Origin of the sequence: Tepidibacter aestuarii (assembly GCF_934924865.1) — a bacterium.
GTDB classification, from domain to species: domain Bacteria; phylum Bacillota; class Clostridia; order Peptostreptococcales; family Peptostreptococcaceae; genus Tepidibacter_A; species Tepidibacter_A aestuarii.
The window spans coordinates 2,080,587-2,094,990 of the sequence record NZ_OW235315.1; the positions used below are offsets into that span (position 1 = coordinate 2,080,587).

At 29.4% G+C, this 14,404-nt stretch carries 13 protein-coding genes; all 13 read right to left on the reverse strand.

What is annotated here, in order from left to right; genetic code table 11:
* Positions 1 to 29: 29 nt before the first annotated feature.
* The 13 genes from pgsA to truB all read right to left on the reverse strand — a co-directional run bounded on the left by pgsA (position 30) and on the right by truB (position 14,398).
* Positions 30 to 548: a CDP-diacylglycerol--glycerol-3-phosphate 3-phosphatidyltransferase gene (gene pgsA / locus M2214_RS10320; protein WP_248477202.1), complete on the reverse strand. Its 519-nt coding sequence runs from the start codon at positions 546 to 548 to the stop codon at positions 30 to 32.
* Positions 532 to 1,872 (reverse strand): 30S ribosomal protein S12 methylthiotransferase RimO, encoded by a 1,341-nt coding sequence (gene rimO / locus M2214_RS10325; protein WP_248477204.1) that lies wholly within the window; start codon positions 1,870 to 1,872, stop codon positions 532 to 534. Before rimO ends, pgsA begins: the two co-directional genes overlap by 17 nt.
* The gene (gene mnmH, locus M2214_RS10330) at positions 1,873 to 2,928 is read right to left on the reverse strand and encodes a tRNA 2-selenouridine(34) synthase MnmH (RefSeq protein ID WP_248477207.1); all 1,056 of its coding nucleotides are present in this window, start codon (positions 2,926 to 2,928) and stop codon (positions 1,873 to 1,875) included.
* 1 nt (position 2,929) lies between these two features.
* Positions 2,930 to 5,248 (reverse strand): DNA translocase FtsK, encoded by a 2,319-nt coding sequence (locus M2214_RS10335; RefSeq protein WP_330651484.1) that lies wholly within the window; start codon positions 5,246 to 5,248, stop codon positions 2,930 to 2,932.
* A gap of 121 nt (positions 5,249 to 5,369) precedes the next feature.
* Entirely contained in the window at positions 5,370 to 6,083 is a 714-nt protein-coding gene (locus M2214_RS10340; RefSeq protein WP_330651485.1) for a ClpP family protease, read from the reverse strand.
* A 194-nt stretch (positions 6,084 to 6,277) separates the two neighbouring features.
* Positions 6,278 to 7,492: an aspartate kinase gene (gene dapG / locus M2214_RS10345; RefSeq protein WP_248477210.1), complete on the reverse strand. Its 1,215-nt coding sequence runs from the start codon at positions 7,490 to 7,492 to the stop codon at positions 6,278 to 6,280.
* 17 nt (positions 7,493 to 7,509) lie between these two features.
* Positions 7,510 to 7,755, reverse strand: coding sequence for a YlmC/YmxH family sporulation protein (locus tag M2214_RS10350; protein WP_248477212.1), 246 nt, complete (start codon positions 7,753 to 7,755; stop codon positions 7,510 to 7,512).
* Between the two features lie 11 nt (positions 7,756 to 7,766).
* Positions 7,767 to 9,008 (reverse strand): M16 family metallopeptidase, encoded by a 1,242-nt coding sequence (locus M2214_RS10355; protein WP_248477214.1) that lies wholly within the window; start codon positions 9,006 to 9,008, stop codon positions 7,767 to 7,769.
* A gap of 56 nt (positions 9,009 to 9,064) precedes the next feature.
* Positions 9,065 to 9,778, reverse strand: a complete 714-nt coding sequence (locus M2214_RS10360) for a polysaccharide deacetylase family protein (RefSeq protein WP_248477216.1) — start codon at positions 9,776 to 9,778, stop codon at positions 9,065 to 9,067.
* 117 nt (positions 9,779 to 9,895) lie between these two features.
* Positions 9,896 to 12,016 (reverse strand): polyribonucleotide nucleotidyltransferase, encoded by a 2,121-nt coding sequence (gene pnp / locus M2214_RS10365; protein ID WP_248477218.1) that lies wholly within the window; start codon positions 12,014 to 12,016, stop codon positions 9,896 to 9,898.
* Between the two features lie 151 nt (positions 12,017 to 12,167).
* The gene (gene rpsO / locus M2214_RS10370; protein ID WP_248477220.1) at positions 12,168 to 12,434 is read right to left on the reverse strand and encodes a 30S ribosomal protein S15; all 267 of its coding nucleotides are present in this window, start codon (positions 12,432 to 12,434) and stop codon (positions 12,168 to 12,170) included.
* 122 nt (positions 12,435 to 12,556) lie between these two features.
* Positions 12,557 to 13,477 carry a bifunctional riboflavin kinase/FAD synthetase gene (locus tag M2214_RS10375; RefSeq protein ID WP_248477222.1) on the reverse strand — a complete coding sequence of 307 codons (921 nt, stop codon included), beginning with the start codon at positions 13,475 to 13,477 and terminating at the stop codon, positions 12,557 to 12,559.
* A gap of 18 nt (positions 13,478 to 13,495) precedes the next feature.
* Positions 13,496 to 14,398 carry a tRNA pseudouridine(55) synthase TruB gene (gene truB, locus M2214_RS10380; RefSeq protein WP_248477225.1) on the reverse strand — a complete coding sequence of 301 codons (903 nt, stop codon included), beginning with the start codon at positions 14,396 to 14,398 and terminating at the stop codon, positions 13,496 to 13,498.
* Positions 14,399 to 14,404 lie beyond the last annotated feature (6 nt).

Consider the following 14,404-nt stretch of genomic DNA (forward strand, 5'->3'; position numbering starts at 1 on the left):
TCCACATAGATTTCAAGGTCTTATTTATTTTAATCCATATCTTTAAATATATTTCTGTTTAGATTTATATAATCGTATCCTGAGTATATTGTAAGTATTACAGCAATACCCATAACTATATTTGAGTATGGTATATTTAATAAAATCATCATTATAGCTAGTATTTGAGACACTGTTTTTGCTTTTCCCCATTTACTAGCAGCTATAACTATTCCAGATGATGCTGCTATTGCTCTTAATATACTAACTGCAAATTCTCTTGATATTATTATTATTACAGCCCATGATGATACTAGATTTAAATCTATCATAGTTATAAAAGCTGCTGCAACTAATAATTTATCGGCTAAAGGGTCCATAAACTTTCCAAAATTAGTTACTAAATTATATTTTCTTGCTATATATCCATCTAAAAAGTCTGTTATCGATGCTATTGCAAATATTAATGCTGAAATCAATAGTGAATTTTTAATACCAGAAAGTATTACTACTACAAATACAGGTACTAACAATATTCTAAGTATAGTCAGCTTATTTGCTAGGTTCATCTAACATCACTCCCATTAAATCATATTCTAAAGCATCATTTATTTTTACATTTACAAATTGCCCTATATCTAATTTTTTATCTGTATTTACATATACAACGCCGTCTATTTCATAAGCGTCTTGGTATGTTCTTCCTATATATACGTTGTCTTCTAATTTTTCTTCTATTAAGACTTCATACATATCCCCTATCTTAGATTGGTTATTGTCAAGAGATACTTCTTGCTGAACAAGCATCAATTCATCTCTTCTAGTATATTTTATTTCTTCGTCTATTTGATTTTCTAGCTTAGCTGCACCAGTTCCTTCTTCTTGAGAATAAGCAAATACTCCAAGTCTATCGAATTTAACTTCTTTTACAAACTCTTTTAATTCTTCAAACTCTTCTTCTGTTTCTGAAGGAAATCCTACTATTATAGATGTTCTAATACAAGCATTTGGTATTTCTTTTCTTATAAGTTCTATCTTACTTTTTATCTCTTCTTTAGTAGTTCTTCTATTCATAAGCTTTAATATTCTATTATTACAGTGTTGTATTGGCATATCAAAATAAGCACATATTTTTTCGTTTTCTTTTATGACCTTTATTGTTTCCTCATTTAATTCTTCTGGATATGAATACATAACTCTTATCCATTTAAGTTCATCAATTTTTGCAAGTTCTTGAAGTAAGTAAGCAAGTTTTTTCTCTTTGTATATATCAATTCCATATCTTGTTGTATCCTGAGCTATTACTACTAGTTCTTTAGCTCCATTTTTTGCAAGTTCTTTTGCTTCTCTTAGTATATTTTCTACTTCTCTGCTTCTATATTTTCCTCTTAATTTAGGTATTATACAGTAAGTACAGTGATTGTCACATCCTTCAGCTATTTTTAAATAAGCCATATAAGACGGAGTTGTAGTATATCTTGGTAGTGTTTCATCATATACAAAATCAATTTCATCAAGTTCAACTATATTTTTTTCTTCAGACAATCTCTTTATTATTTCAGCTATTTTAGAATAACTTGCTGTACCAACTATAGCATCTATTTCTTCTATTTCGTTTTTCATTTCTTCGCTATATCTTTGTGCTAGGCAACCAGACATTATAAGTATTTTTAAATTTCCTGTTTTTTTATACTCTGCAAGTTCTAATATTGTATTTATAGACTCTTCTTTTGCCGACTCAATAAACCCGCAAGTGTTTACTATTATTACATCTGCTTGTTCAAAATTACTTGTAAGTCTATATCCATTATTTTTAAGTATCCCTAACATAACCTCAGCATCTACTAAATTTTTAGAACATCCTAATGATTCTAATGCTATTTTTAAACTCATTTATTTTAAGCTCCCTTCATGTAACTGTCTATGTATGTCTATTAAATTATCCATGGCTTTTTCAAATTCATTACAATCTATAACATAATCATATTTAAATTTATCAATAGAATATTTATATAAAGGATCATAATAATTTATTATAAGCTCTTTTGCTATTTCATCGTATTGTTTTAAATTGAGCTTTTCAATTAAGTAATTTGTTTTTTCGCTTCCTAATCTTTTTCTAAGCTTTTCTATTGACTCTAGGATTTTATCATCATCTTTTGAGCTTAAACTCACATATTGATTTACTAATCTCTTAATTCTGTTTTCTGTACTATCTTCAACAAGTATATGGTATCCCTTTTCTATAGTCATGTTATATATATTTTCTGGCAACATCACATATCCAACTCTTCTACTTTCACTTTCTGTAAATATGTACTTAGAGTTTGAATTTCTTATATATTCAAATAGTAAAGTTTCAAACATTTTTTGGCTAGGTGGTTTTTCCTGAAAGCCCAAATAACCAAATACAGACCCACAATTTTGAGCAAATCCCTCTAGGTCCAAACTGCTAATATTTTTTTTTGTTAAGTATTTAAGAGCATCTGTTTTTCCAACACCCGTTAATCCATGCAGTACTATAAATTCATAATTTTCATCTGCATTTTCTAAAAAATCTATAACATAGTTTCTATAACTTTTATACCCTCCATCTAGCTTATACATGCTAATACCTAGTCCTGAGTAAAAGTTAACCAAAAGAGAACTCCTCATTCCTCCTCTTGCGCAATATACTATTAAATTATCATACTCACTTGATAGTTTCTTTAATTTTATGTAAATATCCTTTAATTTATCAGCTATTAATTCTAAACCTTTTTCTATAGCTTTTTCTTTGCCTTCTTGTTTATATAATGTACCTACTATTTTTCTTTGTTCATCATTTAAAATAGGTATATTAATCGAATTTTTAATTCTATCCTCTTCATACTCTGATTCAGACCTTACATCTACAAATATACTGTTTTTTAACTCTAAGGAATCTTCAATCTCTATAATATTACTCAAATTATTCACCCACTGTACTTTCAAATTCTTCTTTAGTAACTAAAACTTTTCTTGGTTTACTTCCCTCACTTGGACCTATTAATCCTCTTTCCTCCATTTGATCAATAAGTCTTGCTGCTCTATTATATCCTATTCTAAATTTTCTTTGAAGCATAGAAGCTGAAGCTTGATTACTATTTAATACAAGTTCTATAGCATCACTCAATAAATCATCGACATCAGATGATTCTATGCTTATTCCTTTATTTATATCTTCTATTATATCTTCTGTATATGTAACCTCTTCTACTTGACTTTTAACAAAAGTAACCACTTCTTCCACTTCATTATCAGATATGAAAGCTCCTTGAAGTCTTACAGGCTTAGCAGATCCAACGGGATAAAATAACATATCTCCTTTTCCTAAGAGTTTTTCTGCTCCACCCATATCTAGTATTGTTCTTGAATCTGCCTGAGAAGATACAGCAAATGCAATCCTTGATGGTATATTAGCTTTGATAACCCCTGTTATTACGTCTACAGAAGGTCTTTGTGTAGCTACTATAAGATGCATTCCTGCTGCCCTTGCCATCTGTGCTAATCTACATATAGCATCCTCAACATCATTCGGACTTACCATCATTAAATCTGCAAGTTCATCTATTATTATTACTATTTTAGGCAATTTTTCTTCTATCTTGTTATTGTATCCAGTTATATCCCTTACTGAATTTTCTGCAAACAATTTATATCTTCTATTCATCTCGCTTACTGCCCAACTAAGAGCAGATGCTGCTTTTTTAGGGTCTGTCACAACAGGTATAAGTAAATGTGGTATACCATTATAATTTGTAAGCTCTACAACTTTTGGATCTATCATTAAAAACTTAACTTCATCTGGCTTTGCTTTATACAGTATACTATTTATAAGTGTATTAACGCAAACACTTTTACCAGATCCAGTTGCACCCGCTATAAGTAGATGAGGCATTTTTGATATGTCAGTAATTATAGGCATTCCTGATATATCCTTACCTAATGAAAATGATAATTTTGATTCATTAGTTGTAAATTCTTTAGATTCTATAACCTCTCTTAGTGTTACAATTTGTACTTGTTCATTTGGAACTTCTATCCCAACAGCGGCTTTTCCTGGTATAGGAGCCTCTATTCTTATACTCTTTGCAGCTAAACTTAAAGCAATATCATCAACTAGTCCTACAATTTTACTAACCTTTACTCCAGCTTTTGGTTGAATTTCATATCTAGTTATAGTTGGTCCTTTAGTAACTTGATTTATATTTGCTTCTACACCAAAATCTTTTAGTGTCTGTTCTAATACTTTAGCATTTTTTAGTATTTGTTTTTTATCTTTTAAATCAACATTATTGGCAGACTCTTTTAATAACTCTATATTAGGTATCTTATAATCAGAGAAATTTTCTACTTCAGAATTTGTTACTATTTTTATTTCTTTTTCTTTATCATCATCTTGTTTTTTATCTATATTTTGTTTTTCATCTATATTTTTTCCATTAGGCTTTTGTACATTATTATCTTCTAAGCTTAATTTGTTGTATTCTTCGTTTTTTACATTGTCTACTTCATTTTCAGTTTTAGATTCTTGATCAAAGTTTATTATTTTTATAGGCTTTTCTTTTGGACTTTCTTCGCAAGAATCTTTTTCATTGTTAATTTTAATTTTCTTTTTAGGTTTATTGTTTTGTTTTCTTTCAACTGTTACAAAACCAACAACAAAATTTTTAAAAGAAGTAAAACTATCTATTAGTAAACTATTTAATCTTTCTAAAGCATCTTGTATTGATATGTTAAAAGCAAATAAAATAATAACAATTAAAGCAAAACTACTCACTATATATGAACCTTTAACTCCAAATAATTTAATAAAATAATATGCTATTATAGTACTAAATATCCCACTGCCGTTCCCCTCTATAGATATAGAAAATATTATTTTTAAATTCTGAGGTATAAACGGACTATCTATTGGTATAAAATCCTTTTTCATAAGTCCATAAATTAAAACCATTATAAATATTAAAGGATAATACAATTTATAGTTTTTTACATTTTTAATTTTGTCACTGTTTATTAGATTGATTACTCCTATTAAAATTATAATATACGGTACTATTATCGATAACTTTGAGAAAAATCCCAAAAACATTACCTTAATGAAATACCCTACTTTTCCCATCGAATTAGTCTTTAAGCTATATAAAAGGAATAATCCTAAAAATATCAAGCTAAGGTCTCTAAGCTCTTGCATAAACTTATTGTCTAACTTGTTTTTAGCTTGTTTTTTCTTTCTTTTTCCCATAAGCATCACCCCATTAAAATATATAATACATAGATTATGTACATAAATTGTGTATATTATTACATTAATAAAAGTGCTAATGCGTTTCACACTAACACTTTTATCTTATAATTATAACATATTATTTATTTTCCTGCGAATTTTCGTCTGATTTTTCATCTGAAATTAAATTTTTCAAATGCTGTATAGCTTCTTTTAATCCTCCCACTTCATTTATTAAATCGTATTCTACCGCTTCTTTTCCTATTAGTACACTTCCTACATCATTTACAAGTTCATCTCTTGAGTTCATTAATTTATTTAGATTTTCTTTATCTATATCTGACGTTCTAGTTATAAAATCTGTAATCCTTTGCTGCATTTTTCTAAAATATTCAAAAGTCTCACTTACCCCTATTACAAGCCCATTCATTCTTATAGGATGAATTGTCATGGTTGCAGTTGGAGCTATAAAAGAATAGTCTCCTGATGTGGCAAGAGGCACTCCGATACTATGACTTCCTCCTAATACAAGTGTAACCGTATGTTTAGATAAGCTATTTATAAGTTCTGATATAGCAAGCCCTGCTTCTACATCTCCTCCTACAGTATTTAATATTACGAGTACTCCTTTTATATTAGGATTTTCTTCGATTGCGTATAATTGTGGAATTATATGCTCATATTTAGTTGTTTTTTTCTGAGGAGCAGACATCATATGTCCCTCTATTTCACCAATTATAGTTATACACTGTATTTCTTTATTATCAAGCCCTAAATTAGGAGTTCCTAACTGTTTTATATCTTCTATCATTTCCTTATTCTTAGACTCATCTTTATTTTTTTTATTTTCCATAATTTCCTCCTATTATTGTAATTGCATTAACAAACAATTTACTTTCATCTTATTTTGCCCAATATATAGGAAATTAAGCAAAAAAATAAGCTACTATTTAAATAGCAACTTATTTATACTTTAATTATAGAATTTTTAAAGCTCAACTAAAAATTTAGTTGCAGTCAAAACTCCATCTAAATCTAAGTTTCGCTTTATTTTGATAGGTTAAATTCTCTATGAAGAGCATTAACGGCTTTTATCAAATCTTTTTTCTTTATTAGGCAAGATATAGTCATACGAGAATCTGATGTTTGAAGTATTTCTATTTTTTCTTGAGATAATACCCTAACTATTCTAACCATGACTCCTGGTATACCATTGATTCTGCTACCTATTAAAGTGACTTTTGAGCAATCTTCTACTATTTCGTAATTTATACTGTATTTATCAAGCAATTTTTCAAGACACTTTGATTTTTCTTCATCAATAGTAAATGCCTTTTCTTTTACAAAGAAATTTATCATATCTATACTTATATCATTTTGTTCCATATCACTTAATACATCTGTGAATATAGTTTCTTCACAATCCATAATTTTAACCTGCACTATACCGTTTGCATTAGCTATGCCTGTCATTAAATCTTTGTTATTATTCATATATGTGTCTATTTCTTTTGATAAATATGAACCTATACTGGTTCCATTTCCTGGATTTAAAGTATTCTTAATTTTCAAAATAATATTATTATTCTTAGCTATTTCAACTGCTCTTGGGTGAATGACCTTAGCCCCTTTTTCAGCCATTTGGAATACTTCTTCATAGTTTATACACTCTATAACCTTAGCATTTGGTTCTATTCTAGGATCAGCAGTCATTATTCCATCTACATCTGTATAAATTTCAACAACTCTCGCATTTAGCCCTGCTCCAACAATTACAGCAGATGTATCACTTCCTCCTCTTCCAAGTGTTGTGACCTCTCCATTTTCTGTTACTCCTTGGAATCCAGTTACTACTACTACATTGTCTTTTTCTAGTTCTTCTTTTATTCTATTCGGATTCACATCAACAACTGATGAGTCTCCGTATTTTCCATTAGTAATAATTCCAGCTTGAGCACCTGTTAATAATACAGAGTTGATTTTTTTACTTTTTAGTATATTAACAAGTATAGTACCAGATATTATCTCACCGCAAGACATTATAAGATCAAGTTCTCTCTTTGATACATCTTCATTAACTTCTTTACAAAGTTGTATCAGAGTATCTGTTGCGTATGGAGCGCCTTTTCTTCCCATTGCAGAGACTACAATAACTAAGTCATGTCCATCATCTTTGTATTTTTTTATTATTTCGCATACCTTATTCATTTTTTCATACGATTCTACTGATGTTCCTCCAAATTTTTGAACTAATATACTCATAGTCTAGCCCTCCAACGTTATATATTGCCTTCATATTCAATTATGATCATATCATTACCTATTTTTTTTACATTTTTCCATGGAACCTCTAAGGTAGATTTATCTCTTCTAAATGAAAAGAAGCTTCTATCTCTTGGTATAACCAAAGCCATAATTTTTCCTGTTCCTTCATCAACTACTAAGTCTGATTCAGCTATAATTCCCAGCCTCTCCCCTGTTGTCAGATTAACAATCTCTTTGCCAGCAATAGAAGATAATTTCATACTACTCCCCCCTAAAAACTTAAATTTTCACTGTTCTTACCAACTACAGAAATGGCTATTTTATCTATGTCAAAAATCTCTTTTATTATATTATCTATTTCACCATCTGCTACATTGTTTATTTTATTTATTATATCTTTTGGGTTATTTATCTTATTTAGTAAAATTTGTGACTTACCCATAGACATCATTCTGCTGCTGGTACTTTCAAGACTTAATATATAATTTCCCTTTAATTGCTCCTTTGATCTTTTTATCTCTTCTTTTGTAAGACTGTTTTGTCTAATCGATTTTATTTCATTAACAATAGAATTGTACACTTTATATATATTTTTTTCACTCATACTCGAAGCTATATTAAATACACCTAACCCCTTGTTCATAGTTAAATATGAGTAAATAGAATACACTGTTCCCTGTTCTTCTCTTATATTTTGAAATAATCTAGAGCTCATACTAGATCCAAATATATTGTTTACAATTGATAAAGCATATATATCTTCACTTTCAAGTCCTATACCTTCAAGTCCCATGCATAAGTTCATTTGTTCTATATCTTTATTTTTAGTTGTAATTCCTAAATTAAAATTACAATTATTAATATTTATGTTTTTATCTTTTTTATTATTCCAGCCTTTAAATTTTCGTTGTATAATTTCAACCATTTTATCAAAGTCAAAGTTACCAGATATAGATATTACACAATTGCTAGGAACATAGTAGTTATTAAAAAATTCTATCATATCTTCTCTTTTTATTTTTTGTAAAGAAGTTCTTGTTCCTAATATATTTCTTCCAATTCCTTGGTTTTTATAAATCATTTCAAATAACATGTCATGAGCTAAATCTTCTGGTGAATCCTCATACATACTTATTTCTTCAAGTACAACACTTTTTTCTTTTGATATATCTTGATCTAAAAACAGAGGATTTAATATCATATCCGACAATATATTTATTCCAGACTCTATATGTTCATCAAGCATTTTTACATAATAGCAAGTTGTTTCTTTACTAGTAAAAGCATTTATCTGTCCACCTAGACTATCTACTTCCTGAGCTATTTTTTTTGCAGTTCTATTCTTAGTTCCTTTAAATAACATATGCTCTATAAAGTGAGACATTCCATTTGTATGTTCATCTTCATACCTACTTCCAGCACCTATCCAAATTCCAAAACTTACAGAGTTTACGTGATTTATTTCTTCACCTACTATAACTAAACCATTATCTAGAGTACATTTCTTAGACACTTTCTAGCCTCCCAACCTTTAAAGTTATACATCTAATTATAGTTTACATTATATATTTATTCAACATCAAATACATCGCTAAGGCTTCCCACCTCATATCCATTGTTTCTTATAGTTTCTATTATAGATTTTAAAGCTTGTGATGTAGCTTTTGTTGGGTGCATTAATATAATACCAGATTCCTCCATGTTTTTTGATTTTATTCTCTGTACTATTTTTTCAGGATTGTCTTTATACTTCCAATCTATAGTGTCTATTGTCCATTTTATAGGTATATAATTTAAATCCACTGCTGCTTTTACAGTACTTTCATTATAATATCCAGATGGAGGTTCAAAAAATTTAGTATCCTCTTTTATTATATTGTCTATTATCTTTTTTGATTTTTCTATTTCTTCGTAATTTGATTTATAGTCAAGTTTACTATAATCGATATGTTTATATCCATGATTTCCAATTTCATGACCATCTTCCTTTATTTTCATCAGTAGGTCTGGATATTTATCTGCCCACCTACCTGTAACCATAAAAGTTATTTTAATATTTTCTTCTTTAAGAGTTTGGAGTATACCCTCTATGTATTCATTTCCCCAATCCACATTACAGGTTATAGCTACATGGTTTGAGTTTTCTTTATTCCCTTTATAGAATGGTTCTTGCTTATTATTAAAGCATGTTACACTATAGTTAGTTATAAGACTCATCATTCCAATAGCTAATATAAGTAACACCGCTCTAATTAATTTTTTCTTTTTAATTATAACTATCATAAATCCATCTCCTTTTAATTTATCTTGAGGGTTTTAAATTTTAATACCTCGTCCAATATATATCTATTATTAAATTCATGGATTTATGCAAAAAAAAATAAGCACTTTATAAAGCGCTTATTTTCCTTCTGTATCTTTCTTTTCAGTTTCTTTCTTTACAGGCTTTTCAATTAATGCTTTTCTTGAAAGATTTATTCTTCCTTGCTTATCTATTTCAGTAACTTTAACTTTTACTGTATCTCCTATTTTAAGAACATCTTCAACTTTTTCTACTCTTTCATGAGCTATATTAGATATATGAATTAAACCTTCTTTTTTAGGTAATATTTCTACAAAAGCACCAAAATTCATTATTCTAGTTACTTTTCCTTCATAAATTTCCCCTTCTTCAACTTCTTTAACAATAGTTAATATCATATCTTTTGCTCTTTGTCCTAATTCTTTATCTGGAGACATTATAAATACTTCTCCATCTTTTTCTATATCTATTTTAACACCAGTCTCTTCTATTATAGCAGTTATAGTCTTTCCACCAGGTCCTATAACGTCTCTAACCTTATCTGGATGTATTTTTAATTTTATTATTCTAGGAGCATATTTAGACATTTCTTCTCTAGGAGTATCTAATGTCTTCTTCATTTCATTAAGTATATGAATTCTACCTTCTCTAGCTTGAGCAAGTGCAGTTTTTAGTATTTCTTTATCTATTCCAGCTATTTTTATATCCATTTGTATAGCTGTTATTCCATTTGGAGTACCGGCAACTTTAAAGTCCATATCTCCTAGGAAGTCTTCCATTCCTTGTATATCAGATAGAATCGCTATATTTTCATTTTCTTTTATAAGTCCCATCGCAATACCTGCTACCATATCTTTTATAGGAACTCCTGCATCAAGTAATGATAATGTACTACCGCAAACACTTGCTTGAGATGTAGATCCATTAGAGCTTAATACTTCCGATACCAATCTTATTGTATATGGGAACTCTTCTTTACTTGGAATCATAGGCTCAAGTGCTCTTTCTGCAAGTGCTCCATGTCCTATTTCTCTTCTTCCAGGGCCTCTTAATGGTCTTGTTTCTCCTACACTATACGCAGGGAAATTATAATGGTGCATATATCTTTTATCTTCTTCATCCTCAAGTCCATCTATTATTTGTACATCACCTAAAGCTCCAAGAGTTGCTACAGTTAAAACCTGTGTTTGTCCTCTTGTGAAAAGTCCTGAACCATGAGTTCTTGGAAGAACTCCAGCCTCTGACCATATAGATCTTATTTCATCTGACTTTCTATTATCCGGTCTTATTTTTTCATTTACAATCATATCTCTTACTAACTCTTTTATGATACTATGTAAAACTGCATCCACATCTTTAATATTCTCTGGATACATTTCTTCAAAATGAGATAAAGTATCTTCTTTAACCTTGGCCATATTTTCAGCTCTTTCAAGCTTTTCAACTGTTCTTATAGCTTGTCTCATATTTTCACAAGCATATTCTCTAACAGCTACTTCAATATCTTCATCTGGCTTATATAAAACAACATCTTGCTTTTCTTTGCCGACCTCTTCTACTATCTTCTCAATAAACGCAACTATCTCTTTTATCTGTTCGTGCGCAAACATAATAGCGTCTAGCATTAAATCTTCGCTTACTTCATTAGAACCCGCTTCAACCATCATTATAGCATCTTTAGTTCCAGATACTACTAAGTTTAACTGACTTTCTTTTTTCTGATCTACAGTTGGGTTAACCACGAACTCCTCGTCTATTAATCCTATGCATATAGCTCCAGTTGGCCCATTAAATGGTATATCTGATATCGAAAGAGCCACAGATGAACCTATCATTGCCACTATATCAGTTGGACAATTAGGATCTGTAGACATTACAGTTGTTACAACTTGTACATCATTTCTATATCCCTTTGGAAATAAAGGTCTAATAGGTCTATCTATTAATCTAGATGTTAAAATAGCCTTTTCTGATGGTCTTCCTTCTCTCTTTATGAATCCTCCAGGTATTTTACCCACCGAGTAAAGTCTTTCCTCATAATCAACGCTAAGTGGGAAGAAATCGATTCCCTCTCTTGGTTGAGAAGATGCACATGCATTTACAAGTACAACACTGTCACCATATTTTATCATACAACTTCCATTTGACATTTCACATACTTTACCTATTTCTACAGAAAGTTTTCTTCCTGCTAAATCCATTTCAAAATTTTTATACATAATTTGCCTCCTCTCATACGTAAAAGATACTACAAATTTTAGTTTTAGTAAACAACTTTATTTAAAATACGTCATATATTTATTATTCCCTATTAGAAATAAATTATAATTTATTATGTACTTAAAAAGAGCAGGTAAACCCTGCCCTTTATTATTTTCTTAATCCTAATTTTGCGATTAAAGTCTTATATCTGTCTAAATCTTTTTCTTTTAAGTACTTAAGTAAACGTCTTCTAGTTCCAACCATCTTTAAAAGACCTCTTCTTGAGTGGTGATCTTTCTTGTGCATTTTTAAGTGATCATTTAACTCATTTATTCTAGTAGTAAGTAATGCTATTTGCACTTCTGGAGAACCAGTATCTCCCTCATGAGTTTTGTAAGTTTCGATTATTTCTTGCTTTTTAGCTCCTTGTAACATATCAAAAACACCTCCATATTTTTTATCACCTATTGCTAAGCATTCGTCGGTGAATCAAATGCCGAGCAATGGTTTCAACATTAACCATTGTAACATAACTTGCTTTATAAGTAAACTTATTTTTATGATGAATACGAAATTATATTCTCTATATCCATATTCATCTGTTTCTTTAAATCCTGTATTGTATCAAACTTTATTTCATCTCTAATTCTTCTGATAAAATTAATAGATACTTCCTTTTCGTATAAGTCTCCATCATATTTAAGTATATATGTTTCAACTGTAAATTCATTTTGTTTGACAGTTGGACTATATCCTATGTTGGTTGCACCATCATAGATTTTCCCGTCTATATTTACTTTTGTTTGATAAACACCAATTTTAGGAATCAATATATTTTCATCATACCTTAAATTAATAGTTGGAAATCCTAGTATATCTTTTCCTATTTTTTTACCATGTACAACAGTTCCTTTAAGCTCATATGGTCTTCCTAAAAATTCACTCACCTTATCTACATGACCAAGCTCTAACAAATTCCTTACATAAGTACTACTTATCCTTATCTCTTCCATACAAATAGGATCCATAACTTTTACATCAAAGCCATAAATTCCCCCCATATTTTCTAAAAACTGAGCATTTCCACCTCTATTTTGACCGAATCTAAAATCATGCCCTATAACTACTTGTTTTGCATGCAATTTATCCAAGAGAATTTCCTGTATGTACTCTTTTGGATCTAATTTTGTTATAAATTCATTAAATGGTATAGAGACGACTATATCGATTCCCATTTCATTTATAATTTCATATTTATCTTCCTTAGTAATTATATTTTTCAGTTTATCTTTTTCAAAAAAATTAACAGGATGATTAGCAAATGTAAAAAGTACACTTTTCATTTTTTTCTTTTTAGCTATTGATATAGTATCTTTTATTATCTTTTGATGACCCTTATGTACACCATCGAAATTTCCGATAGTTACAACAGTATCTTGCTCTATATTTACATCTTGTAAATCTGTAATTATTTTCATCAAACTCAGCTCCAATAATTAAATAAATAATTTATGGCTTTTTAACAACATATCGCTATCTTGTATTTTTATTCTACCAATGGCACAAAACTTATCATCTATATATACTTTTACCAATTCTTCATCATGATATTTTTGGTTAATTATTAGACCTTTTGGATATATAGTGTTCCCGTTAGAAAATGCCTTATATGCACTTTGCTTTACATCTATTCTTCTATAGTTTGTAAGTGGATAGTCTATACCGATTACATAATCTTGTAGTTTAGAGTCTTTAGCTGCTTGTTCAATTTCTTCAAGTGTATATGCATTTTTTATATCAAAGTTCCCAGATTTCGTTCTAAGTAAGAATGACATATGAGCACCAACTCCAAGTTCATCCCCTATATCCTTACAAAGACTCCTAATATATGTGCCTTTAGACACTGTTACTTCAAATAATACTTTTTCATTATCTATGCTTTTTATTTTCATATCTTTTACTAATACTTTTCTAGATTTTATTTCGATATCAGTTTGTCCACTTCTTGCTAGTTCATATAATCTTTTCCCATTGACTTTTATAGCAGAATATATAGGAGGTGTTTGAATTATCTCTCCCTCAAATTTTTCAAACACCTTATATATATCTTCTTCTTTTATATGTGTTGCATCCTTCTTTTCTATAATCTTACCAAAAGAGTCATAGGTATCTGTCTGTATTCCAAATGTTAACTCTGCTATATAAGTTTTTTCTTTATTTAATATAAGTTCAGCTATTTTAGTCGCCTTACCAAGACATATAGGCAAAACCCCAGCTGCATTTGGATCTAAGGTTCCTGTATGTCCTACTTTTTTCATATTTGCAATTCTTCTAACCCTTGATACAACATCATGAGATGTCATACCTGTTGGTTTTAGTATATTAAGTATCCCATTCATATTATC